Genomic DNA, 24,370 nt, shown 5'->3' on the forward strand with positions numbered 1-24,370 from the left:
TATGCCGACACCGTCACCGTGACCATCGCCGCCAAGTAAGCGGTTTTCAGTTCCCCCACAGCTTCATCGGGCAGTTCTAGCCTGCTCCCCCGTCCGGGCAACCGGGCGGGGGCTTTTTAATTGCAGGGGTGACCGCAGGCCGGCAATGGCCTATACCCACGCGCGACGGCGTATTTGGACAGGCATTCCCCCCGTGTCGGATTTTGAAACCAGATTTGGCGAACCGCTGGCCAAGGTGATGCGGCATTTCGATGAGCTGCGCGACGGTTTGGCGTCGGGCGCGCTCAACGGTGATGCCTTTGTGAAGGCCAGCCAGGAATATGCCGAGCTGGAGCCCGTCGCCGCCGCCATCACCGAGATGCGCCGCGCCCATGCCGACATGGCCGAGCTGGAGGCCATGGCCGCCGGCGATGATGAAGAGATGCGCGATCTGGCCGCCGACGAGCTGGCCGAGGCCAAGCGCCGCCTGCCCGAGCTGGAACGCCGCATCCTGCTGGCCCTGCTGCCTAAGGATGAGGCGGACGAACGCAACGCCATCCTGGAAGTCCGCGCCGGCACCGGCGGGGACGAGGCGGCCCTGTTCGCCGCCGAGCTGTTCGAGATGTATAAGCGCTATGCCGCCGCCCAGGGCTGGCGGTTTGAGACCATGGATGTCAGCGAGACGGGCATCGGCGGCTACAAGGAAGCCAGCGCCACCATCACGGGGCGCAGCGTGTTCCGCCGCCTGAAGTTCGAATCAGGTGTCCACCGGGTACAGCGCGTGCCGGCAACGGAAACGCAGGGCCGCATCCACACGTCCGCCGCCACCGTCGCCGTCCTGCCGGAAGCGGAGGAAGTGGATATCCACATTGATGAGCGCGACCTGCGCATCGATGTCTTCCGCTCCTCCGGTCCTGGCGGACAGTCGGTGAACACCACCGACAGTGCCGTGCGTATCACCCACCTGCCCACCGGCATCGTGGTCAGCCAGCAGGACGAGAAAAGCCAGCACAAGAACAAGGCCAAGGCCCTGAAGGTGCTGCGCGCCCGGCTGTATGAGGCCGAACGTCAGCGTCTGGCCTCCGAACGAGCCGCCGACCGCAAGAGCCAGGTGGGTTCCGGCGACCGGTCGGAACGCATCCGCACCTATAATTTCCCGCAAGGCCGCATCACCGACCACCGCATCAACCTGACCCTCTATGGCAAGATCGACCGGTTCATGACCGGCGAGATGGATGAGGTCATCGACGCCCTGATCGCCCAGGAAGAGGCTGAGCGTCTGGCGGAATTGCAGTAGCTACCGCCCTGCGGGGACACCGATCCCCGCTTCCCCCAACGCCGCTGTTCATCTAGAATCCCTCTAAACAAGGGGTGCATCACCGGTCACCGCACGGTGCCGGGCAGGTCACCCCATTGGCGACCCCGCACAGAGGCGGTCGCCCCTGAATTGTTGGCGGGTCCACGATAACAAGGCGGAGGAAACCCGATGTCCAATCCAGGCAATCCGGCCAATCCCGGCACACCACCGGATTTTTTCACGCGTTTCCCGATGCGCGAGGTCAGCAGCGCGGAGTTGGACACGGTGCTGGCCGAGGAAGGGGTGCCGCCGCTGAGCATCCTGTTTCTATGGGGCCGCGACTGTCCCAATTGCGACATTGCCAAACATGCCATCCTGTCCGCGCCGCCGCGCTTCATCTGGCCGGAAGTGCGCTGGCTGCACGACAATGTCTATGACGACATGGAAATGGCCAACCGGTTCAGCCTGCACGGCATTCCCGTCTTCTTCGTGTTCCGGGGCAAGCGGCTGATCGGCAAGATGACCAGCTGGCCCGGCATCGGTGATTTCACCAATGTCATCGCGGGCCAGATCGCCGCCCTGCCGGGTTATCACCCGCCACCGGGCCGCCCGAAACTGACCTTGGTGAAAGGTTGAAATTTTTCGGACCCGCCATGTCGGCATCACGCCCGCTGCCCCGTCCTTGGGATATCGGGGCAGGTTGGCAACCCTGTCCCTGGATCAAACTCCAAGGAGATGACAATGCGCGTGATGGTGATCGTAAAGGCGACCGAGGATAGCGAGCAGGGCCGGATGCCGTCCATGGAGCTGCTGACCGCCATGGGTGCCTTCAACGAGGAGCTGATCAAGGCCGGCATCATGCTGGCCGGCGACGGGGTGAAGCCCACCGCCGCCGGCTATCGCATCGCCTTTGAGGGTGACGGGCGCACGGTTCGTCCCGGCCCATTCGGCCACATTTCTGAACAGCTGGCCGGGTTCTGGATTTGGCAGGTGAAGGATATGGAAGAGGCCCTGGCCTGGGCCAAACGCTGTCCCAACCCGATGCCGGGCCCCAGCGAACTTGAAATCCGCCCGCTCTATGAGGAAGCGGATTTCATGTGAGAGGCATGCCGTAGGTCAGGCCGGGGCGTGAGCCCCGTCCTGACAGACAAGGCTTTCAATCCATTGCTGTCAGGGCTCGCCTGCAGCTCGACCTGACCTACGTGAACGGTTACTGCCCGCTGGGCTGTGCGCCGGTCCGGGCCCTGAAGGCGCGAAGTTGCACGTTGAACCGTTCGGCGAAAATCTGCATGGCCGTGACGGTCAGATCATATTGCTGGATCAGGGCCAGATATTCGCGAGCGGAGATTTTGTTTAGGCTGACCTTCACCAGCTTGTCCAGACAGGCATTGAAGGCTTCCGACTGCGTGACATAAGTCTTAACGGCCACCTGCGCATCGCGCATTTCCGCCTCGGTCGCAGTCTTGCCGTCGGGCAGCTTGCCCGGCATCTGCGGACGGGTGCAGCCGGGTGCAGCCGCAGCAGCAGCAGCAGCCTTGGCCTGCGCATCCTGCTGCTTCACCACCTCGCCCATGGTGGGCAGGTTGCTGGCCGCCGGCAGCTGCACCGCCGGGGCGGCGGGCGCACGGGCCGCCGGCTGTTCGGCCTGCCGGGCAATCTCGCCCATGGTCTGGCCGACGGGGCGGTTCGTATCCTGGTTGGCGGCCAGGGCCGGCAGGGTGGCCAGGGTCAGGGAGGCGGCGAACAGGGAACGGGTCAGCAGGGACATGGCTTTATGAACGCTCCAACGCGGGACCAGCCGGTATTTCCAGCCGCTGGTATTAGGCACAGCTGGCAGCAGCTTGCAAGCGGGCGAAATGCCCTTCCTTCGCCGCAAACCCGTGTTAAACACCCAGTAGGGTGTGAAGGGGACAGGGTTCAGGATGATCGGCGTCTTTGATTCGGGCCATGGTGGGCTGACGGTGCTGCGGACCTTGCACGCGACCCTGCCGACCCATGATTTCCTGTATCTGGGCGACCATGCCGACGCCCCCTATGGCGACCGCCCGCCCGAGGAGATCTATCACCTGACCCTGGCCGGCGTGTCGCGCCTGTTCGACCGGGGGGCCGGGCTGGTCATCCTGGCCTGCAACACCGCGTCCGCCGTCGCCCTGCGCCGGTTGCAGCAGACCTGGCTGGACCAGGCCTGGCCCGGACGGCGCGTGCTGGGCGTGCTGGTCCCCATGGTGGAGGCGGTGACAGGTCAGCCCTGGATGGCCGATATCGCGGCCAGCCGACAGGCGGGGGAACCGCGCACCATCGGCATCTTCGCCACCAGCCGTACCGTCGACAGCGGCGCCTATCCCCGCGAAATCGCCGCCCGCGCGCCGGAGGTACGGGTGGTGCAGCAGGCCTGCCCCGATCTGGTTCCCCTGATCGAGGCCGACGCTGACCCCGCCCGCCTGCGCGATGCCGTCAACCGCTACGCCGACGGCTTGATGACGCAGCTGCAGGGCGTGCCGCCGCAGGCGGTGATGCTGGGCTGCACCCATTATCCGCTGGCCGCCGACCTGTTCACCGCCGCCCTACCGGCAGGCGTGGAGGTGCTGTCACAGCCCGACCTGACCGCCAAAAGCCTGTCCGCCTACCTTACCCGCCACCCGGAATTCGACCGGTCGGGCCGGGGCGAGGTCGGCTTCCTGACTACGGGCGACAGCGCCCGCATCACTGATCTGGCCACCCGCTTCTTCGGCAAACCAGCACGGTTTGCGCGGGTGTGATGCACGTCTGGGCACCCGTGTAATACGCTTACAGCCCCAGCGCCGACAACAGTGTGGCGTCCACCTTGTTGCCCACCCCGTTCAGGCTGTTGTCACGGCGGAACCGGTCGGCGCCCTTCTGGCTATTATTGCCCCAGATGCCATCGGCGGTGCCGACCTCCGTGTAGCCACGGCTGTTCAAGGCCTGCTGTACGGCCTGGATGGTGCTCCTGGCATTCGGGTCGCGCACGCTTTCCCCGGCCAGGACCTTGCGGACCTTGGCCAGCCAGGCGTTGCGGTCGTCCAGACCGTTCAGGCCGCCATTGATCTTCTTCACGACAGCGTTGAAATCGCCCGTGTCGCAGATCGGGTTCAGGCCCATCCAGGCCCAGAAGCCGCAGGCGACCCGCAGTGCATTTTCCGGTGCCGCCGCCAGATCGGGATTATTGACCAGATCCAGACCCGCCGCCTTGCCCACAGCGGCATAGGCATCGCGGCCCGTCAGTTGAATATAGCCGCGCCCCCGGTAGAGATAGCCATCGCCCGGCTGGGTATTGCCCATGCGCCCGGCATAGACATTGTTGGCCAGCGCTTCGGGATTGTTCACATAAGGCTGGGCCGACGCCTCGGTCGGGAACCGGCTGGGCCAGACGGCACAGAGGCGGGCGGCGGTGGAATAGGTCAAATTCTCATGCGTGATGGTGCAGCCGCCCGATTCATGGCCGACATTGGCCAGGAAATAGGGCAGCCGGTTAATCATGCCCGCATCCGAAAAGCCGAAGGACCCGAACAGCCCATCCGCCTGCGCCGCCATCTGGGTCAGATGGTCCTGCGGCGCCTGGGGGAAAAGCTGTGTGAATATGGCGATATCCATGGGATGCCCCTGATCCGATGCGGAAAACAGGCATCAGGATGCATCCGGGCGTAGAGCATGTTCAATAGTTATTCATAAAATAACGGGATACAGGCCTATGCTCATTTACCCGCAAACAACCGGGCCAGGCGCCGGGCGGCGGCCAGTCGATCGAAAGCTGCGTCGCCGGCACTGTCATTGGTGCAAAGCGCGACGGTCAGGCCCAGGTCGGGATAGATCAATAGCATGGCGGCGCCACCATTGGCCGTGCCGCCATGATGGACGAAGCGGCCCAGATCATCCTCGCCCACACGGAAACCCAATGCATAGCGTTCAGGATTCATCGCCCCATCGGCCAGCGCGAGGGGAGTCCAGAGCAGGTCCCGCGTGGCCGGTTGCAGCAGCGCGCCGGTGATCAGGCCATTGCCCAGGGCCACCAAATCGATGGCGGTGGAGCGGAAACCGCCACCCGCGTAACGGTTGCTGAGATCGTCGGCAAACACCGGGAACAGCAGGCCGCCCGCCCGCATATAGCCGGTGGCATCATCGGCATCCCTCACGCCTTTGCGGTCCAGCCCCGTGCGCCCCATGCCGGCGGGCCCCAGAACCTCGGCCTGCACCAGCGTTTCAAACCCCTGCCCCGCCGCCTTTTCCAGTGCCAACGCCACCAGCGTGTAGCCATGGCTGCTATAGGCGAAGCCCTTGCCGGGCGGGAACAGCAGCGGGTCGGCGACGAAGACGGCGGCGGCATCCCTTGTCGTGGGGTATGGCGTGTCGCTCCACGCCTCGGCCATGCCCGCATAATGCCGGATGCCGGCCTGATGCGACAGAAGCTGTTTCAGGCTGTATCCGGCGGGGGCGGAAGGGAAATCCGGGACATAGGTGGCGAACGGCGCATCAATGTCGATGACGCCCTTCTCCTGCAGGCGCATTGCCGTGATGGCGGTGATGGGCTTGGAAATGCTGCCGATGCGGTATCGCGTTTCCGGGGTAGCCGGCACCGCCGCCGACAGGTCGGCATGGCCGATGGCGCCGGCCCACAGCAGTTCTCCCTTGAGGCCCACCGCCGCCGTGACGGATGGCACCCCGCTATCGCGGTAAAGCTCGGCCATCCAGGCAACGGCCCCGCCATCCATGCCGACCGGGGCACCGGGCATGGGCGCGGAAATCAGCGGCGCATCAAGGGGACGGCGTTCCACCTTCATGAACAGCCAACCCGTGCCCAGCAGCAATGCCAGCAGAAGCAGCAGGCCGGACAGTTTCAGCACTTTCACAAGCGTCATCGTCCGGTGTCCCGCCCCTGGCTTGCTGCGCTTAGTTCACCCGCTCCCTGTCGTCAGGATCGCGGGCCAGAACCTCGCGCTTGCCGGCATGGTTGGCGCGGCTGACCACGCCTTCCTTTTCCATCCGCTCGATCAGGCGGGCGGCGGAGTTGTAGCCGATGCGCAGATGGCGCTGGATGAAGCTGGTCGACGCCTTGCCCTCGCGCGTCACCACGGCCACTGCCTGATCATACAGGTCGTCGCCGGACGGCTCCCCACCCTTGCCGCCCTCGCCACCGCCGCCGGCCTCGGAAGGATCGAACTCCTCCTCTTCCTCGGTCACGGCATCGACATAGGCGGGTTCGCCCTGGGCCTTGAGGAAGCGGACAGCCTGTTCCACCTCCTCGTCGCGCACGAACGGCCCATGGACGCGGGTAATACGGCCACCGCCGGCCATGTACAGCATGTCGCCCTGGCCCAGCAGCTGTTCGGCGCCCTGTTCGCCCAGGATGGTGCGGCTGTCGATCTTGCTGGTCACCTGGAAGCTGATGCGGGTGGGGAAATTGGCCTTGATGGTGCCGGTGATGACGTCCACCGACGGGCGCTGCGTCGCCATGATCAGGTGGATGCCGGCGGCGCGCGCCATCTGGGCCAGACGCTGGATCGCCGCCTCGATATCCTTGCCGGCCACCAGCATCAGGTCGGCCATTTCGTCGACAATGACGACGATATAGGGCAACTCCGTCAGGTCGATGGGCTGTTCCTCATAGATCGGCTTGCCCGTGTCAGGGTCAAAGCCGGTCTGCACGCGGCGGGTCAGCACCTCCGCGTTCTGGCGCGCCTCTTTCAGGCGGGCGTTGTAGCCGTCGATATTGCGCACGCCCAGCTTGGACATGTTGCGATACCGGTCCTCCATCTCCCGCACCGCCCATTTCAGGGCGACGACGGCCTTTTTGGGATCGGTCACGACGGGGGCCAGAAGGTGGGGAATGCCCTCATAGATGGACAGTTCCAGCATCTTGGGATCGACCATGATGAAGCGGCACTTGTCCGGCGGCATCCGGTACAGGATCGACAGGATCATGGTGTTGATGGCCACCGACTTGCCCGAACCGGTGGTGCCGGCCACCAGAAGGTGGGGCATGCGGGCCAGATCGGCGATGACGGGGCCGCCACCGATATCCTTGCCCAGGACCAGGGCCAGCTTCTGCTGGCTCTTCTCATAGGCGTCCGACATCAGTAATTCGCGCAGATACACCGTCTCCCGCCGCTGGTTCGGCATTTCGATACCGATGACATTGCGGCCGGGCACCACGGCCACGCGCACCGACACCGCCGACATGGAGCGGGCAATATCGTCGGCCAGACCGATGACGCGGGAGGATTTGACGCCGGGGGCAGGCTCCAGTTCATAGAGCGTGACCACGGGTCCGGGGCTGACCTTCACGATCTGGCCGCGCACGCCGAAATCTTCCAGCACGCTTTCCAGCATCTCGGCATTGCGCTGCAATGCCTCCTCGCTCATCAGCGGGCCGACGCCATGCGGGGGCAGTTGCAGGATATCGACGGGCGGCAGCTCGTAATCGCCGCGCGCCTCGGGTTCCAGCAGCAGATTGGCCTGCCGGGCCTTCTCCACCTTGCGCGCCACTTCCGGCAACGGCTTGGGCGCCGGGGCCACGACGGGCGGGGCATGGCGGCGGCGTTCCTCTGACGGGGTAACAGGCGGATCATACGGCTGGTCAGCCGAGGGGGTGGTGGCGGGGGCCGGACCCGCCTCCTGACCCGCGCTGCCCAGGGAGGGTGCGACACGGGGCCCACCGGCAGCGGTGGGGGCAGTGGGGTCCTTCTTCGCGGTACCGGGACGCAGCCTGGACAGCAGGCCCGCAGCCTTGGCCCGCATACCATCCACCAGCGCGCCACGCGGTGCTTCATTCTCCGGCTTGGCAGCAGCAGGTGTTCCGCCCCAGCGCGGGGCGGGGGCCGGTGGCGGCACCGCCGCCTCCGCCACATCGTCATCTTCCCCGACCAGCCGGGCATCCTTGAAACGCCCCGCCTGACGACGCAGCCCCCGGAAGAACTCCGCCACCTCCCACAACCGGATATCCAGTGCCCACAGACACAGGAACAGGGCCGGGACCAGCAGGACCAGACCGATCAGCGGCCCCGACACGCTGCCGGCCAGGGCCACCACCAGATTGAGGATCGGCTTCACCAGCAGGGCACCCGCCGGCCCGCCCCAGGCGGCATTGCCGCCAGCCAGACAGACCATGGCCATGGCCATGAGCAGCACCGCCGCCAGCGCCAGCGGCACCCGCAGTGCCAGATTATGCACGGGCCGGTGCCGGAAAACGCGCCAGCCCCAACCCAGCAGGAACAAGGGCAGCAGATAAGCGGCATAGCCTAGCGATTGCAGGAACAGGTCCGACGTATAGGCGCCAGGCGTGCCCAGCAGGTTGCGCGCCATGGCCTTGTCGGCGGGCACCGCCGTACTCCATGACGGATCGCGGCTGTCATAGGACAGGAAAGAGACCAGCAGCGCCAGACCCATCAGGATGATGATCAGCCCCACCCCTTCCACCATGCGACGCAGGGCGAAGGCCAGCATGCCCTCGGGCAGCAGGCTCGACTTGCGCGGAACCAGACCCCCGCCTGGACCGGGTCCGGGCGCGGGACCGCGCGGGGGCACGCGGCCTTGAGGCGGTGTCTGGGGTGCGGGGCGGCTCGGCATGGGCGCTCGTCCGGTCAGCGGGTCGAAAAGGATCAGGACAGGATGCGGGCCAGCCGTTCCATCGACCGGGCCACATTGTCAGCATCATGAACAAGGGCGACGCGGATATAGCGGTCGCCCGGATTATAGCCATCTCCATGCGGCTGGGTCAGGTAGGCGCCGGGCAGCACCTTGATGGCGCCTTCGCGCCAAAGGCGCTTCGTCGCCTCCTCCCCATTGGCGGCCACGCCCGTGACGTCCAACCACAGGAAGAAACCGGCATCGGGCCGGTAATAGCCCAGTTTGCCTTCCAGGATCGCCTCTGCCGCGTCAACATTGGCGCGGTAATAGGCGCGGTTGATCGCCACATGCGCATCATCGGACCAGAGCGCGGCGGACGCGGCCAGCACCGGCAGCGGCATGCCCGCCAGCGAATAGGCCCGCAGCCGCGTGAAGCCGGCGATCAGGGCCGGATCACCCGCCATGAATCCGGAACGAAGCCCGGCAGCGCTGGATCGTTTCGAAAGCGAATGGAAGCACATCAAATTCGCCAGCGGGTTCTCCCCGCCCAGCTCGCGGGCCGCATCCATGCCGCCCGCCGGCGCCACATTGTGCCAAAGCTCGCCATAGCATTCATCCATGACCAGGGTGAAACCGTGGCGGCGGGCCAGCGTCAGAGCACGCTTCAGATATTCCAGGCTGGCCACGGCTCCCTGCGGGTTGGCCGGTGTGCAAAGATAGAACAGGGATGTCCGTTCCCAGATATCCTCCGGCACACTGTCCAGGTCGGGCAGGAAGCCAGTCTCCTTGGTGCCGTCCAGCATCACCGGTTCGGCACCCGCCATCAGGGCCGCCCCCAGATAGACAGCGTAGAAGGGATTGGGGATCAGGACGACAGGCCGCCCGCCGGCCTTGGTCTTGGGCACCACCAGTTGCGGCAGCTGATACAGCGCCTCACGCGTGCCGCAGACGGGCAACACCGCCTTGTCGGCGGGCACGAAACCGTGGGGCAGGTTGAACCGGCGCGTCAACCAAGCAGCGGCGGCAGCCCGGAATTCCGGTGTGCCGGCAGTCGGTGGATATTTGGCCCAGGCGGCGGGGGCGGATGCCGCCAGCATATCGGTCAACAGAGAGGGCGGATTATTCTGCGGTTCCCCGATGGTCAGGATGCTGGGCGCGACATTGGCCAGCGGCGTGACATCGGACAGCAAGGCAGCCAACCGGGGAAACGGATATTCCGGCAGGGCTGACATCATCTCGTTACGGCTGGGCGCCTGAAGGGAACTGGCGGCGTCGAACATCATGGCCCTTGCTGCTGGCAAAGCATCAGTGTGGCCGCACGGCGGGCGGCGGATGGTGCGCCTGAGTGTAGCCGCCGCCCACCCCCGGCACAAGCAGCCCATTCGGGGCGGCCAGGGGTGAAGAATCATCTTGTTACAAGGGCTTGTGGATAAACATTGAGAAAAACGTTGAAAACCTTCGTAAGCCCTTGATGCGAATCGCAAATTTCCTGCGAACGAATCAGGAAAACCCGTTCGCGGAAGGTTCCGCGAACGGGCCTGAACGTCACTGCACGACTGGACTTAATGACCAAACACCCCAGGCCGGCGACCACCGGCCCGCCGCTTGGTAGCGGCGTGAGCCAAGCCGCCGGATGGCGGCGCCCGGCGCCTGAGGGAAAACTTACAGAGCATCTCCATTCTGTTCGCCGGTGCGGATGCGCACGGTCTGCACGACGTCCAGGACGAAGATCTTGCCGTCACCGATGCGACCGGTATTGGCGGCCTTCTGGATGGCATCGACCACGCTGTCCGCCAGTTCATCCGTGACGGCCACTTCTACCTTCACCTTGGGCAGGAAGCTGACGGAATATTCAGCGCCGCGATAGATCTCGGTCTGGCCCTTCTGACGGCCGAACCCCTTCACCTCCGAGACGGTCAGGCCCTGGATGCCAAGTCCCGTCAGGGCCTCGCGCACCTCGTCCAGCTTGAACGGCTTGATGATGGCCACGACGAGCTTCATTGCGCTCTCCCTTTCCTCTGCATGGAACAGATCAAGACTAAGGATGCCGGCACCGGCGCAACACCGGTGTCCCGGCAGTTTAACTTACAAGAACCGTGCCGCGTGCCATTTCCATGGTGTTCGGCGCGAAAAACCTGGGTTCCCCACAAGGCCGCAGGAGGATTCGGCGCGCACATGGGCAGATGCTGATTAAATTTTGTGCAACAGCTGCGACGCCGCGCCATCTGGACAGGCGAATGGGCTTGCGCCAAGTTAATTGCCGCCCAAAAGAGCAGCCAAACCCCGGAAAAACGCATCATGTCCGTGCAGAATGCCGATCATCAGGCCGATGTCATCATCGTCGGCGGGGGCCTTTCCGGCCTGACGCTGGCCTGTGCGCTGGGAACCGCCGGTGTTTCCACCCTGGTCATCGACCGGGAGCCGGCGGAAGACACGTTGCAGCCCGATTTCGATGGCCGCACCACGGCCATCGCCTATGGGGCCGGGACCGTTCTGATGGGCGCAGGCGTCTGGGACCATCTGGATGGCAATGTCGGGCCGATGCTGGATATCCGCGTCACCGACCAGTCATCGCCGCTGTTTCTGCATTATGACCATCGGGAGGTGGGCGACCGTCCCTTTGGCTGGATCATCGAGAACCGGGTGCTGCGCCATGCGCTGTACCGCCGCCTGAAACAATTGCCCGCCGTCACGCATCTGGCACCCGCCACCGTCACGGCGATGGCGCGCGACAATGCCGGCGTCCGCGTCACCCTGGCCGATGGCCGGGTTGCCGCCGGGCGGCTGGTAGCGGGGGCCGACGGCAAGAAGAGCTTCTGCCGTGAACAGGCAGGCATCAAACAGATCGGCTGGTCCTACAAGCAGCACGCCATCGTCTGCACCATCCGCCATACCGGCCCACATGGCGGCGTGGCGGTGGAACAGTTCCTGCCCGCCGGTCCCTTTGCCATGCTGCCGCTGGCCGGCGGCCACCATACCAGTATCGTCTGGACCGAACCGTCGGACCGCGTCGATTTCTACATGAACCTGTCGGAAGAACGGTTCACGGAAGAACTGCAGTTGCGGGTGGGTGACTGGCTGGGCGATGTCACGCCGGTGGCCGGGCGCTGGTCCTGGCCGCTGGGCCTGGCCCATGCCGAACGCTATATCGACACGCGCCTGGCGCTGGTCAGCGAAAGTGCCCATGGCATGCACCCGATTGCGGGCCAGGGCTTGAATGTCGGCATCCGCGATCTGGCCGCCTTGGCCGAGGTGGTGGTGGATGCCATCCGGGTGGGACTGGACCCCGGCGCGCCCGACGTTCTGGAGCGGTACCAGCGCTGGCGGCGCACCGATACGGTGACCCTGCTGGCCACCACCGATGCGCTGGTCCGGCTGTTCAGCAATGATATCAGGCCGCTGGGTCATGCCCGCCGCCTGGGCATGGCGGCCATCAACAATCTTGCCCCGCTGAAGCCTGCCAAGCAGTTCTTCATGCGCCATGCCATGGGCATCGTGGGCGAGTTGCCGCGTCTGGTGCGGGGCGAGGCGCTGTAAGGCGCCCAGCCTTAATCCTGTTTACGTGTGAAGGCGACAACGCCCCGCATCATGCGTTCCATATCGCGGATCTGGTCCGCCTGCCGGGCCTGACGTCGCTGTGCGTCCGTCTGGTTCTCCGTCGCCAACGCGGGCCGGCGCCCGCCGGCCTGTTCATGATCATCCGTTTCCATCGCCACCCACCTCAGCAAACGGCCCCCGCCACATACGATAGTCCGCCAGTGTCGCAGGGGTGGCAATCCGCCTCCTGCACATGGCTGGCGTCAAAACGTCGCGGAGCCGACACGAAACCGCAACAGACAGATGCACACATAAAGATATCTTTATGCTTGCCCGTAACCACTCCGCCTGATACATCCTGCACCAGACGCGGCGGTCGTTCTGGCATGCCGCTGCTTTGCATTCTGTAAACGCCAAGATCAGCACCCGCAGGGGTGCGACCGGAGCCATCCATGACCGCCTTCACCGATTACAAGGTCGCCGACATCTCGCTCGCCGGCTGGGGCCGCAAGGAAATCACCATTGCCGAGACCGAGATGCCGGGCCTGATGGCCCTGCGTGCGGAATATGGCGCGTCCAAGCCGCTGGCCGGTGCCCGCATCGTCGGCTGCCTGCACATGACCATTCAGACGGCTGTTCTGATCGAGACGCTGACGGCGCTGGGCGCCACGGTGCGCTGGTCCTCGTGCAATATCTTCTCCACCCAGGATCAGGCCGCCGCCGCCATCGCCGCTGCTGGCATCCCCGTCTTTGCCTGGAAGGGTGAGACGGAAGAGGAATTCTGGTGGTGCATTGAGCAGACGCTGCGCGGTCCGGATGGCTGGACCCCGAACATGATTCTGGACGATGGCGGTGACGTCACCCAGATCATGCACGACAAGTATCCGGAAATGCTGGCCGACATTAAGGGCCTGTCGGAAGAGACCACGACGGGCGTGCATCGCCTGTACGAGATGGTGAAGGCTGGCACCCTGAAGGTTCCCGCCATCAACGTGAATGACAGCGTCACCAAGTCGAAGTTCGACAATCTCTATGGCTGCCGCGAGTCGCTGGTGGACGGCATCAAGCGCGCTACCGACGTGATGATCGCCGGCAAGGTTGCCGTCGTCGCCGGCTATGGCGATGTGGGCAAGGGTTCCGCCGCGTCGCTGCGCACCCAGGGTGCCCGCGTTCTGGTGACGGAGATCGACCCGATCAACGCCCTGCAGGCCGCCATGGAAGGCTATCAGGTCGTCACCATGGAAGACGCCGCCCCCGTCGGCGACATCTTCGTGACCGCCACCGGCAATGTGGATGTGATCACCCAAGATCACATGCGCGTCATGAAGGACCGCGCCATCGTCTGCAATATCGGCCATTTCGACAGCGAAATTCAGATCGCTTCCCTACAGAACTACAAGTGGGAAGAGGTCAAGCCGCAGGTCGATGAGGTCGTGTTCCCCGACGGCAAGCGTCTGATCGTGCTGGCCAAGGGCCGTCTGGTGAACCTGGGCTGCGCCACCGGTCACCCCAGCTTCGTGATGTCCGCCAGCTTCACCAACCAGGTGCTGGCTCAGATCGAGCTGTGGCAGAACCATGCCAAGTACGAGAACAAGGTCTATGTGCTGCCCAAGCACCTGGACGAGAAGGTGGCCCGCCTGCACCTGGACAAGATCGGCGCTAAGCTGACCGTGTTGTCCGACAAACAGGCCGAATACATCGCCGTGCCGGTGCAGGGTCCGTTCAAGCCGGATCACTACCGCTACTGATATCGGCGCCCTTTCCAGGGTGTTGATAAGCGAACCCCCGCCGGGCAACCGGCGGGGGTTTTGCTTTATGGCTTGGGCAGGAAGCGGAAATCCACGCCCTGGCGCCAGTCGAGACCGGGCTTATAGATGCCGAGTTCCACCATCTGCTTCGTGAACCCGTCCCAACGTTCCGGCGTCATGGTGCCGATCCCCTGTTTCAGGGCGTCACCGCTTTCCACCAGCCCATAGTCGATCATCTTGGACCGGGCATAGGCCAGCGTCTCGTCGTCCATTTCCGGATTGTCGCGCTTGATCAGGGCGTTGGCGGCGCTGGGATCGCCGTTGAGATATTGTTTCCAGCCCTCAATCGACGCCTCCACGAAGGCGCGCACCACTTCCGGCTTCTGATCGGCCAGCTGTTTGCGCACCATGATGGTGGCAGCGTAGGAGAGATAGCCGTAATCAGCCAGCAGGAACACTTTCGGCTTCGCCCCGGCCTTGATCGCCGTCAGCGGTTCGGAGGTGGCATAGCCCTGCTGGATCGCCTGCTTGTTCACCAGGAACGGGGCGATGTTGAAGGTATATTTGCGGATCTGCGTGTCCTCATACCCGTAGCGGGATTTCAGATAACGCCAGATGGTGTGGACGCTGGGATCGCCGATGGAGATAGGCTTGCCCTTCATGTCGGCCAGGGAGTTCACGTCCGGCCGGTCATGGGACATCAGGATGAAGGGATCCTTTTGGAACAGGGCTGCCACCGTCACGACAGGGGCCCCCGCCTCCACCAGATTCAAGGTGAAATAGCCGTTGGAGCCCATGGCGGCATCGATGGCGCCGGCGGCCAGCAATTGCTGCGGGTCCATGCCCACCCCGCCCTGGCGCAGCGTCACGTCAAGTCCGCGCGCCTTGTAAAGCCCGGCGGCCAGCGCCTGATAGAAGCCACCATGTTCGGCCTGTGCCCGCCAATCGGTGGCGAAGACCAGTTTCTGCTGCGCCGCCGCCGGCAGGGCCAGCAGCAGAAGGGAAAGGCCGAACAGGATCAGTCGCCGCATCATCATCCCCATTTTCAGGTGGGGCCATGGTCGAAGGCCGCCCCGTTCCGTTGTAACGGAGTTGTACAGAACGGAACAAGGCGGCCGGAAGGCAAGCGGCGGTTTATGCCGCCGCACCTTCCCCCTGCTCACGCATCCGCCAATGCGCAGGCTGGGATGGGGTCGGATCGATGCCATAGGTCGGGCGGGGTGCCATGCGGCGGAAGCGCGTATGCTGCTGATCCGTCGGGCGGTCAACGATGCGCAGGACGGAGGTTCCAACCTCACCGCAGCCCTGGCAGGTGAAGCCCCGGCTGAATTCCGCAACGGGCCAATGATGGCCATAGCGGCGGGTCAGCATGTCGGTCCGCCAGCGGCTTTCCTCCCCGCAGCAGACGCAATGCATCTGGAAATCATGGCCGCGGAAATTCGCCAGACCCACATTCCCCGTCAGGACGCTGTGTCGGATCGCCGGTCGCATCACACCCTCCATCACCTCACGTTCGCTTTCTGTTCCTATTTACAATGTTCTTATTTTGTTCTCAAGCGGATTCATTCCTGCTTGCACCTGGAAACCACAGGGGTGATAAGCGAAGCGGCACCTGATAACGCTGTCAGAACAAAAAGGGGGAAACGATGGGCAGGACATGGATACGCCGCGCGGCCATCGGGCTGTCGCTGGCGATGGGAACGGCAATGGCAGCCCTGGGCGGTGCCACACCGCCGGTCCCGGATGCGAACATTGCGGTGCAGCTTTTCAGCCTGCACAAGGATTTGAGCCGCGATGCACCGGCCACCCTCAAGGCGTTGCGCGACAGCGGCGTGACGCAGGTGGAGGCCTATGGCCTGCTGGGCCGCGACGCCGCCGGGTTCAAGGCCCTGCTGGATCAAGCAGGCCTGGTCGCCGTCGGCAGCCATGTCAGCCTGTCCGACCTGCGCGATAATGTGCAGGGCATCATCGCCACGGCGAAGACCGTGGGGTACCGCTATGTCGGTGTGGCCTGGCTGAAGCCGCAGGGGGCACCGTCCGACAAGGGCATCGGGCCGGCGGAGGTGGATGCCGCCATCGCCGCCTACAAGGCCGCCTGCCCCGCGCTGAAGGCCGCCGGTCTGCGCGTGATGTACCATGTACATGGGTATGAATTTGCCGCCGATCCGGGTGGCAAGGGCACCCTGATGGACCGGCTGCTGGCGGGGCTGGACCCGTCCTGCGTTGAATTGCAGATGGACGTGTTCTGGGTGCTGAAGGCCGGGGTCGATCCCGTCGCCCTGCTGAAACAGCTGGGTGGGCGGGTCAAGCTGCTGCATGTGAAAGATATGCGGCCCGGCGGCAGCACGGGGGAATTCACCGGATCGGCCCCGGCCAGCGATTTCGCGCCCATCGGGGCCGGCAGCGTGGATTGGGCGGCCCTGGTCGCGGCGGCACGGGCCGTCGGCGTCGACTGGTACGTCCTTGAAGACGAATCGCCGACCCCGGCGGCACATCTGGCCCGCTCACTGGCCTGGTTGCGGGGGCAGTAAGGGATTACACCCCCTCCGTCCGCCAGACATATCCCGTGCCGGGATCATTGCCGATGGCGTCGAAGCTCTTGTCGATATCCCGGAACTTCTTGCGGATGCGCTTGATGAAGGCGCGAACATTAGCGCGGTAGCCGGCGCTACCCTTGCCAGCCATGAAGCCGGGCCCATGCACCAGATCATAGAGTTCGCGGTAGGTGACGGGGGTGCCGGGTTTCTGAGCCATCAGGCGCAGCATCTTCATCTCCGTTCCCGTCAGCGGCACGGGCCGGTCCTGCCACAGCGTATGGCCGGTATCGAAGCGCAGATGCAGGTCCCCCTGGGTCAACGGCGTCGAACCGCCGGACGGCGTGGTCCCGGCGGCGGCCAGGAAACTGTAGGTGGGCAATGGGCTGCTGAGTGACATGTGCTTTCTCCAGGTCTGTTCCGCCGGCTTCCTCCCCCGCCGGCTTGTCCTGGATGCACTCCACCCCCCACGCATGGCGCGGAGGGGGCCGAAAAATGGCGGGCCTGGGACAGTTGGCCCGCCTAGCCTTTTGCGTTGTGGGCGGTTAACCCGAACGGATTGCCGCCACCCCTCTTAATGGCTGGAAAGCCATGCCACTGTCAGGCTGGCCATGGCTTCGGCACCCAGGGCAAGGCTGCTTTCATCCACCTTGAACAGGGGTGAATGGTTGCTGGGTGCCTTGTCCAGCGGCGTGTCGGGCGGGGTGGCACCGACCCAGAAGAAGAAGCCGGGGATTTTCTGCTGGAAGAAGCTGAAATCCTCCGCCCCCGTCGTCTTGGTGCCTTCCACCAGCTTACCCGGCCCCGCCACCTGTGCCAGCACCGGGGCGGCCCAGGCGGTCAGATCGCGGTCATTGTCGGTAACGGGATAGCCGGTTTGGATAGTGACGGTGGCCTTGGCCCCGGCGCTTTCCGCGATGTTCTCCGCCACCCGGCGGATGCGGTCATGCACCTCTGCCCGCATGCCCTGATCAAAGGTGCGGATGGTGCCCACCATTTCCGCCTTGTCGGGGATGATGTTGGACCGCACGCCGCCATTCAGTGCACCCACCGTTACCACCGCCGGTTCCTTGATCACCTCCATATTGCGGCTGACGATGGTTTGCAGGCCGACCAGAATCTGGGCCGAGGTGACCAGCGGATCCACACCCGTCCAGGGCCGGCCACCATGCGCCTGCCGTCCCTGCACCACGATCTTGAACGTGTCCGCTGCCGCCATGGCCGGGCCGGGGCGATAGGCGATGGTGCCGGCATGATAGGAGGAACCCAGATGCAGGCCGAAAATCGCCTGCGGCCTGGGTTCGGTGTCCAGCACGCCCTGCTTCACCATCAACTGGGCCCCGCCTTCCTCCCCCTCCGGCGCGCCTTCTTCCGCCGGTTGGAAGATGAACTTGACCGTTCCCGGCAGGTCGGCGCGGCGCTTGGCCAGCAGTTCGGCCACCCCCATCAGGATAGCGACATGGCCATCATGGCCACAGGCATGCATGACGCCCACATCCTGGCCGTTATAATTGGTGCGGACCTTGGACGCGAAGGGCACATCCACCTGTTCGGTGACGGGCAGCGCGTCCATGTCGGCGCGCAGGGCCACAACGGGGCCGGGCTTGCCCCCGTTCAGCACGGCCACCACGCCGGTATGGGCCACACCGGTCTGCACCTCCAGCCCCAGCTTTTTCAGGTGATCGGCCACCAGCTTGGCCGTGCGTACCTCCCGGTTGCCCAGTTCCGGGTTCTGGTGAATATCGCGGCGCCAGGCGATGATCTTGGCCTCCAGCGCCTTGGCGTCAGCCTTCACATAGGCGGGCACAGACGGGGCATCAGCCGCCTGCACCACCGGGGACAGCAGGGTCATGAATGTCAGGGCCGCACCGCCCGCGCGCAGGATTGTCTTCAGCTTGATCATCGCAACCCGCCATCAGTGGGAGGAAAGATAGGCGACGGTCAGGGCCGCCATGGACTGCGCCCCGACCAGCAGGCCGCGTTCATCCACCTTGAACAGGGGTGAATGGTTGCTGGGTGCCTGGTCCAGCGGCACATCGGGGTCGGTGACGCCGATGAAGAAATAGAAGCCGGGGATTTTCTGCTGATAGAAGCTGAAATCCTCTGCCGCCAAGCCCTTGGAGGCCAGGCTGACATTTTCCTTGCCGGCCACCTGCTCCAGCACAGGCACGGCCCAGGCGGTCAGGTCCTTGTCATTGACGGTAACGGGATAGCCCAGGTCGATCTCCACCTCTGCCGTCGCGCCATGGGCGGCGGCGATACCGGTCGCCACCTCCTTCAGCCGGCGATGGACCTGCTCGCGCATGCCGGGGTCCAGGGTGCGAATGGTGCCGATCAGGTCGGTTTCGTCGGGGATGATATTGCTGCGCACCCCGCCATTGATGGCCCCCACCGACACGACCGCCGGTTCCTTGATCAGTTCGACATTGCGGCTGACGATGGTTTGCAGGCCCGTGACGATGGCCGATGCCGCCACAATCGGGTCGGTGCCGGCCCAGGGATAGGCACCGTGCGTCTGCTTGCCCTTCACCTTGATGCGGAACGTGTCGGACGCGGCCATCACAGGGCCGGGGCGGTAGCCGACCTTGCCGATATGATCATCCGACCCGACATGCAGGCCGAAAATCGCCTGCGGCTTGGGATCGGTGGACAGCACGCCCTGCTTGATCATCAGTTCGGCCCCGCCCTCCTCTCCCGCCGGTGCACCTTCCTCGGCGGGCTGGAAGATGAATTTCACCGTACCCGGCAGGTCGGCGCGGCGCTTGGCCAGAAGCTCGGCCACGCCCATCAGGATGGCGACATGGGTGTCGTGCCCACAGGCATGCATCACCCCCACATCCTTGCCGTTATAAGTGGTGCGCACCTTCGATGCGAAGGGCAGGTCCACCCGTTCGGCAACGGGCAGCGCATCCATGTCGGCGCGCAGCGCCACCACGGGTCCGGGTTTGCCCCCCTTCAGCACGGCGACGACGCCGGTATGCGCCACCCCTGTCTGCACCTCCAGCCCCAGCTTTTTCAGATGATCGGCCACCAGCTTGGCCGTCCGCGTCTCGCGGTTGCCCAGTTCGGGATGCTGGTGGATATCACGCCGCCAGGCGATGATCTTGGCCTCCAGCGCGCGTGCATCCTCCATCACATAGGCGGGCACGGGCGGCGCATCGGCGGCAAGGGCCACGGGCGGCAGGATCAGGGCGGCCAAGGCCGCCCCTGTCAGCAGAATGGCGCGCATCGTTATCCCCACCCGCCTCAATGGCTTTGCAGATAGGCGACGGTGACGGCGGCCATCGCCTCCGCCCCGGTCAGCAGCGATGCCTCATCCACCTTGAACAGGGGCGAATGGTTGGACGGGGCCTTGTCCAGCGGAACCTCCGGCCCGGTGGACCCAACCCAGAAGAAGAAGCCGGGGATCTGCTGCTGGAAATAGCTGAAATCCTCCGCCCCGCCGGCCTTTGGCCCGACCGAGACATTGCCCGCGCCTGCCACCTTTTCCAGGATGGGGGCGGCCCAGGCGGTGAGTGCGGGATTATTGTCGGTGACGGGATAGCCCTGGTCGATATGCACCGTCGCCGTGGCCCCCTGGCTTTCGGCGATGTTCTCCGCGATCTCCTTGATGCGGCGGTGAATCTGTTCGCGCATCTTGGGGTCGAAGGTGCGGATGGTGCCGATCATCTCCGCCTTGTCGGGGATGATATTGTCGCGCACCCCGCTGTTCAGCGCGCCGACCGACACGATGGCCGGCTCCTTGATCAGTTCCACATTGCGGCTGACGATGGTTTGCAGGCCCGTCACGATCTGTGATGCCGTCACGATGGGATCGACCCCGGCCCAGGGATAGGCGCCGTGCGTCTGCCGCCCCTGTACGGTTATGTGGAAACTGTCCGCCGCCGCCATGGCGGGACCGGAACGGTAACTGATGGTCCCAGCGCGGCCGGCAGAGAACAGGTGCAAGCCGAAAATCGCCTCCGGCTTGGGATCCGTGGACAGCACGCCCTGCTTGACCATCATCTCAGCCCCGCCTTCCTCCCCCGCCGGCGGGCCTTCCTCCGCCGGCTGGAAGATGAACTTGACGGTGCCGCGCAACTCGCCCTTACGCTTGGCCAGCAGCTCCGCCACGCCCATAAGGATGGCGACATGGCCGTCATGGCCACAGGCATGCATGACGCCCACATCCTGACCGTTATAGGTGGTCCGGACCTTGGACGCGAAGGGCACGTCGGCCTGTTCGGTAACAGGCAGCGCGTCCATGTCGGCGCGCAGGGCCACGACGGGACCGGGCTTAGCCCCCTTCAGCACCGCCACCACGCCGGTATGGGCCACCCCCGTCTGCACCTCCATGCCCAGCTTTTTCAGGTGATCTGCCACCAGCTTGGCCGTTCGCGTCTCGCGGTTGCCCAGTTCGGGATGCTGATGGATATCGCGGCGCCAGGCCACGATCTTGCCCTCCAGCGCCTTCACGTCGGATTTGATATAGGCGGGAATGTCGGGCGTGGCCGCGTTCTGCGCCTGTACCGGTGCCGCCAGGAAGGGCAGCACCAGCGCCGCCAGCAATCCCGTCCCCACCCGCTTGAACCCCGTCCGACCCGTCACCCGCATTTATTTTCTCCGCATGGATGCATATTTGCCGGAGAGGGTGACAGGGGACGGGGGCGGGCGCAATGGGGTGATGGGGAAAGGGTTGGTGTCATTCGGCTTTTTGCCTGACCCCGCGGCAGGATCACGCCGCCATGGCCCCCGCCGTCAGGCCCGCGAAACGGGCGCGCAGGGCCCCCGCCTCTGCCTCCGTCAGGGTGAATTTCACATGGCCCGCGCCCTGTGCCTGCTCCGGCGTGCGGAAGGGCAGGCGCAGGCCCGCCATCACCAGCACCCCCGGCGATGCCGCGATGCCCGCGACCGTTAGCATGGCCCCACCCTCCGACAGGTTCACCACACGGCCAGCCAGGGTGCGTCCGCCCTGTTCCACCTGACATTCGATTGAAACAGCAAAGCGCGGGCGGCGGCGTCGGTCGACATCGGCCGACGCGGTGCGGACCACACGGACCAGCGTTTCGCGCAGATGTTCCACACTGTCCGCCATCTGATGCGCCGCCACCTGCACATCATTGGCGCAGCGGTCGGTCTGTGCCGCCTCCGCCGATACTTCGGCGATGCGTGACGCCACCTCGCGCGCGGCATCGGCGGTCTGTTCGACATTGCGGGCAATCTCGGTCGTGGCGGCGGACTGTTCCTCCATGGCCGCTGCGATACCGGCGGCCACCTGATCTACCTGCTGTATCTGGTGGGTGATGTCGCTGACGGCAGCCACGGCCCTGTCACGCACAGCGCCGATACCCTGGATACGCTGGGCGATATCCTCCGTGGCCCGCGCCGTCTGGCTGGCCAGGTTCTTCACCTCTGACGCGACCACGGCAAAGCCTTTACCTGCCTCTCCGGCGCGTGCCGCCTCGATGGTGGCATTCAGCGCCAGAAGGTTGGTCTGCGACGCAATGTCGGCGATCAGGCCGGCGATGCCGCCGATCTGCGTCACGCTGTCCGACAGCGCGTCGATGGCGGTCGCCGCTTCCGCACTGGCTGCCACGCTGTCGCGGGTCACGGCGCTGGCATGGGCCACCTGGGCCGTGATTTCGCCGATGGAGGCGGTTAGTTGGTTGGTGGCCGATGCCACCGTCTGGGCATTGGCCAGGGCCTGTTCGGCGGCGGCGGCCACATTCTGGGCATTGTTGCCCATGCGGTCGGCGGCAGCGGCCATCACCTTGGCCTCGGCATCCATCGACTGGGTCTGTGCGGCGACGGCATCAACGGCGTGGCGCGTCTCATCCTCCACCGTGTCGGCCATGGTGCGCAGCGAGGCGACGCGGGCCTGTTCCGCCTTCTGCCGCTGCTGTTCCTGCTCCCGCCGCAGACCTTCGGTCTCCATCAGGGTCAGGCGGAAGCTTTCCACGGCGCGGGCCATCTCGCCCACATCATCCTGCTTCTCGCGGTCGGGCACGGGCTGGTCCAGCCGGCCCTGGCGCATGCCGTCCATCCGGGCGCTGAGCCGGCCCAGCGGTGCCAGCAGCCAGCGGGCCAGCCCCAGGGCCGATACGGACATCACGATGGTCAGGACCAGCGCCCCCAGGGCGACCCAGGTGATGCCCCGGTTGAACTCTGCCAGCAGATCATCCTTTTTCAGCCCGACATAGAGGATGCCGACGACCCTGCCCTCCTTGTCCTTCAACGGGTCATAGCCGGCATAATAGGTGCTGCCCAGGATATCGACGGTGCCGCGATAGGCCTGTCCTGCCCCCAGCACGGCATCACGCGCCGGCCCCGCCGCCAGGGCCGTACCCACAGCCCGGCTGCCATCCTCCTTCAACACCGTGGTCGCCACGCGCACATCCCCGCGGAAGATGGTGGCGCTGCCCCCCGTGGCACTGGCCACCGCATCGACCAGCGCCATGTCGCCATCCAGCACCCGCCCACCCTGGCTCAGCTTGCCATCGACCAGGGCATAGGCATCGTCACCATTCTCGACAATCGAATGGGCGACCCGCATGGACAGGGCCTGGGTGGCAACGGCCTGCCGCTCCATCACCCCGGTCATGACCATGTAACCCAACGTCAGGGTGATGGTGCCTAGCACCACCAGCCCCAGCGCATTGAACAAAGTGACTTTGCCCGCGACGGGCAGACGGCGGATATCCAGCATGGAAGGACGCCCCGGAATGGTTTGACGATCAGGTTTCCGGGACCTTCTACCCTGCGTGGCAGGGGCCCGACATGATATGGGTCAGTTATGGAATGGATGGCGGGGGGAAGTTTGAGGGGCATCAGTCAAAGAGACTGGCAACCGTTTCCATCTGCATGAACAGCTTCAGCGGACGGTCGGGAAAGGGTAGGAATCCCTCCCGCGCATAGAAGCGGGCAGCCGCCTCGTCCTTGGCATCGACAATCACGGCGAAGGACGCAATCTCACTGCGCCAGACGCGGTACAAGGCATCGGCCAGCATCAGGCGACCCAGGCCACGTCCCTGCACATGGCGGTCAATCGCCAATCGCCCAAGCAAGGTGGCCGGCAGAGTGGGATAACGCGGCACCCGTTTGGTGACGGCGGCGGGCAGATCGGCCAAGGCTACAGAGGTGGAAGACAGCGTGTAGAAACCCACCACCTTGTCCTCATCATCCAGCAGGACAAAGGGTGCCGCGATGTGCCGACGGGCATCCTGTCCCGCCTGCATTCGGAAATACCGGTCCAGCGCTTCCACACCGCATTCAAACGATGTGCGGTCATGGTGCGCGGCCAGAGCCTCGAAACGAAAGGGTAAGCCGTCCTCCAAGGTCAGACGCCCATGGTCCGGCGATAACGCGCCACTGTTTCGCGCAGCCGGTCATTGGGCGGCGGCGGGTTCATCAGCGCCTCGACGAAGACCTGACTGTCACGGAGCGACAGTTCCAGACGCTGATGCTCCTCAATGGCCCGCTTGGCCGCATCCTGCACGCTGCTCAGCACAAAATCCGTAACACTGCGCCCTTGCAACGCCGCCGCCTGCTCGATCAGCCGCTTCTGCTCGGCGGTAACGCGGGCTTCAAGCCGTTCGGCGCGTGTGCGTGTTGGGGAGGCGGTGGGCATGGGGGCTCCTGCTTAGTAGAGGAAGTGTACGGCCACTGGCCGGATATATCAACGAGACTCGCTGCAAATACATGGGTTGTAAGTTTAT

Annotated in this window: 23 protein-coding genes; 7 read left to right on the forward strand and 16 right to left on the reverse strand. The window is 64.9% G+C overall.

The genetic code is table 11. From position 1 onward, the window contains the following. The first annotated feature begins 193 nt into the window (after nucleotides 1-193). The 3 genes from prfA to ACT6Q8_RS22580 all read left to right on the forward strand — a co-directional run bounded on the left by prfA (nucleotide 194) and on the right by ACT6Q8_RS22580 (nucleotide 2,377). The gene (gene prfA, locus ACT6Q8_RS22570; RefSeq protein WP_444734889.1) at nucleotides 194-1,276 is read left to right on the forward strand and encodes a peptide chain release factor 1; all 1,083 of its coding nucleotides are present in this window, start codon (nucleotides 194-196) and stop codon (nucleotides 1,274-1,276) included. Nucleotides 1,277-1,465: 189 nt separating this feature from the next. Continuing rightward, nucleotides 1,466-1,912, forward strand: coding sequence for a hypothetical protein (locus ACT6Q8_RS22575; RefSeq protein ID WP_444734888.1), 447 nt, complete (start codon nucleotides 1,466-1,468; stop codon nucleotides 1,910-1,912). A 105-nt stretch (nucleotides 1,913-2,017) separates the two neighbouring features. After that, a complete protein-coding gene (locus tag ACT6Q8_RS22580; protein WP_444734887.1) occupies nucleotides 2,018-2,377 on the forward strand; it encodes a YciI family protein in 360 nt (119 codons plus the stop codon). A 109-nt stretch (nucleotides 2,378-2,486) separates the two neighbouring features. On the opposite strand, the gene ACT6Q8_RS22585 is transcribed toward ACT6Q8_RS22580, so the two are convergent. Next, nucleotides 2,487-3,044 (reverse strand): hypothetical protein, encoded by a 558-nt coding sequence (locus tag ACT6Q8_RS22585; RefSeq protein WP_444734886.1) that lies wholly within the window; start codon nucleotides 3,042-3,044, stop codon nucleotides 2,487-2,489. Between the two features lie 154 nt (nucleotides 3,045-3,198). Between ACT6Q8_RS22585 and murI the strand changes: the two genes are divergently transcribed. Then, on the forward strand, nucleotides 3,199-4,035 hold the full coding sequence (murI, locus tag ACT6Q8_RS22590; protein WP_054168518.1) for a glutamate racemase: 837 nt from the start codon (nucleotides 3,199-3,201) through the stop codon (nucleotides 4,033-4,035). A gap of 28 nt (nucleotides 4,036-4,063) precedes the next feature. Here the strand turns inward: murI and ACT6Q8_RS22595 are convergent, their stop codons facing one another. The 5 genes from ACT6Q8_RS22595 to ACT6Q8_RS22615 form a co-directional block, all read right to left on the reverse strand. Next, a complete protein-coding gene (locus ACT6Q8_RS22595) occupies nucleotides 4,064-4,888 on the reverse strand; it encodes a glycoside hydrolase family 19 protein (RefSeq protein ID WP_444734885.1) in 825 nt (274 codons plus the stop codon). Between the two features lie 101 nt (nucleotides 4,889-4,989). Then, nucleotides 4,990-6,150: a serine hydrolase domain-containing protein gene (locus ACT6Q8_RS22600; RefSeq protein ID WP_444734884.1), complete on the reverse strand. Its 1,161-nt coding sequence runs from the start codon at nucleotides 6,148-6,150 to the stop codon at nucleotides 4,990-4,992. A gap of 31 nt (nucleotides 6,151-6,181) precedes the next feature. Further along, the gene (locus ACT6Q8_RS22605) at nucleotides 6,182-8,857 is read right to left on the reverse strand and encodes a DNA translocase FtsK (RefSeq protein ID WP_444734883.1); all 2,676 of its coding nucleotides are present in this window, start codon (nucleotides 8,855-8,857) and stop codon (nucleotides 6,182-6,184) included. 32 nt (nucleotides 8,858-8,889) lie between these two features. Beyond that, entirely contained in the window at nucleotides 8,890-10,140 is a 1,251-nt protein-coding gene (locus ACT6Q8_RS22610) for an aminotransferase class I/II-fold pyridoxal phosphate-dependent enzyme (protein WP_156344642.1), read from the reverse strand. 379 nt (nucleotides 10,141-10,519) lie between these two features. Next, nucleotides 10,520-10,858, reverse strand: coding sequence for a P-II family nitrogen regulator (locus tag ACT6Q8_RS22615; RefSeq protein WP_054168515.1), 339 nt, complete (start codon nucleotides 10,856-10,858; stop codon nucleotides 10,520-10,522). 297 nt (nucleotides 10,859-11,155) lie between these two features. On the opposite strand from ACT6Q8_RS22615, the gene ACT6Q8_RS22620 reads away from it, so the two are divergent. After that, nucleotides 11,156-12,394, forward strand: a complete 1,239-nt coding sequence (locus ACT6Q8_RS22620) for a UbiH/UbiF/VisC/COQ6 family ubiquinone biosynthesis hydroxylase (RefSeq protein WP_444734882.1) — start codon at nucleotides 11,156-11,158, stop codon at nucleotides 12,392-12,394. Nucleotides 12,395-12,405: 11 nt separating this feature from the next. Here ACT6Q8_RS22620 and ACT6Q8_RS22625 read toward each other — a convergent pair whose 3' ends face one another. Further along, nucleotides 12,406-12,567 carry a hypothetical protein gene (locus tag ACT6Q8_RS22625; protein ID WP_156344641.1) on the reverse strand — a complete coding sequence of 54 codons (162 nt, stop codon included), beginning with the start codon at nucleotides 12,565-12,567 and terminating at the stop codon, nucleotides 12,406-12,408. A gap of 279 nt (nucleotides 12,568-12,846) precedes the next feature. Between ACT6Q8_RS22625 and ahcY the strand changes: the two genes are divergently transcribed. Continuing rightward, nucleotides 12,847-14,142, forward strand: a complete 1,296-nt coding sequence (gene ahcY, locus ACT6Q8_RS22630; protein WP_054168514.1) for an adenosylhomocysteinase — start codon at nucleotides 12,847-12,849, stop codon at nucleotides 14,140-14,142. 65 nt (nucleotides 14,143-14,207) lie between these two features. Here the strand turns inward: ahcY and ACT6Q8_RS22635 are convergent, their stop codons facing one another. Both ACT6Q8_RS22635 and ACT6Q8_RS22640 read right to left on the reverse strand, forming a co-directional pair. Continuing rightward, a complete protein-coding gene (locus tag ACT6Q8_RS22635) occupies nucleotides 14,208-15,179 on the reverse strand; it encodes an ABC transporter substrate-binding protein (protein WP_082372383.1) in 972 nt (323 codons plus the stop codon). 97 nt (nucleotides 15,180-15,276) lie between these two features. Continuing rightward, nucleotides 15,277-15,633, reverse strand: coding sequence for a hypothetical protein (locus tag ACT6Q8_RS22640; protein ID WP_156344640.1), 357 nt, complete (start codon nucleotides 15,631-15,633; stop codon nucleotides 15,277-15,279). 155 nt (nucleotides 15,634-15,788) lie between these two features. Here ACT6Q8_RS22640 and ACT6Q8_RS22645 point away from each other — a divergent pair, with 155 nt between their 5' ends. After that, nucleotides 15,789-16,673 (forward strand): sugar phosphate isomerase/epimerase family protein, encoded by an 885-nt coding sequence (locus ACT6Q8_RS22645; protein WP_444734881.1) that lies wholly within the window; start codon nucleotides 15,789-15,791, stop codon nucleotides 16,671-16,673. Between the two features lie 4 nt (nucleotides 16,674-16,677). Here the strand turns inward: ACT6Q8_RS22645 and ACT6Q8_RS22650 are convergent, their stop codons facing one another. The 7 genes from ACT6Q8_RS22650 to ACT6Q8_RS22680 all read right to left on the reverse strand — a co-directional run bounded on the left by ACT6Q8_RS22650 (nucleotide 16,678) and on the right by ACT6Q8_RS22680 (nucleotide 24,282). Beyond that, nucleotides 16,678-17,076: a helix-turn-helix domain-containing protein gene (locus ACT6Q8_RS22650; protein ID WP_444734880.1), complete on the reverse strand. Its 399-nt coding sequence runs from the start codon at nucleotides 17,074-17,076 to the stop codon at nucleotides 16,678-16,680. Between the two features lie 174 nt (nucleotides 17,077-17,250). Then, a complete protein-coding gene (locus ACT6Q8_RS22655; RefSeq protein ID WP_444734879.1) occupies nucleotides 17,251-18,579 on the reverse strand; it encodes an amidohydrolase in 1,329 nt (442 codons plus the stop codon). A gap of 12 nt (nucleotides 18,580-18,591) precedes the next feature. Continuing rightward, on the reverse strand, nucleotides 18,592-19,905 hold the full coding sequence (locus ACT6Q8_RS22660) for an amidohydrolase (protein ID WP_444734878.1): 1,314 nt from the start codon (nucleotides 19,903-19,905) through the stop codon (nucleotides 18,592-18,594). 17 nt (nucleotides 19,906-19,922) lie between these two features. After that, a complete protein-coding gene (locus ACT6Q8_RS22665) occupies nucleotides 19,923-21,269 on the reverse strand; it encodes an amidohydrolase (protein WP_444734877.1) in 1,347 nt (448 codons plus the stop codon). A gap of 121 nt (nucleotides 21,270-21,390) precedes the next feature. After that, complete coding sequence (locus ACT6Q8_RS22670) at nucleotides 21,391-23,361, reverse strand: methyl-accepting chemotaxis protein (RefSeq protein ID WP_444734876.1); 1,971 nt, start codon at nucleotides 23,359-23,361, stop codon at nucleotides 21,391-21,393. A 121-nt stretch (nucleotides 23,362-23,482) separates the two neighbouring features. Continuing rightward, nucleotides 23,483-23,989, reverse strand: coding sequence for a GNAT family N-acetyltransferase (locus ACT6Q8_RS22675; protein WP_444734875.1), 507 nt, complete (start codon nucleotides 23,987-23,989; stop codon nucleotides 23,483-23,485). A 2-nt stretch (nucleotides 23,990-23,991) separates the two neighbouring features. Then, on the reverse strand, nucleotides 23,992-24,282 hold the full coding sequence (locus ACT6Q8_RS22680) for a type II toxin-antitoxin system TacA family antitoxin (protein WP_444734874.1): 291 nt from the start codon (nucleotides 24,280-24,282) through the stop codon (nucleotides 23,992-23,994). Nucleotides 24,283-24,370: the final 88 nt, after the last annotated feature.

Origin of the sequence: Niveispirillum sp., assembly GCF_052437035.1 — a bacterium.
Lineage (GTDB): Bacteria > Pseudomonadota > Alphaproteobacteria > Azospirillales > Azospirillaceae > Niveispirillum.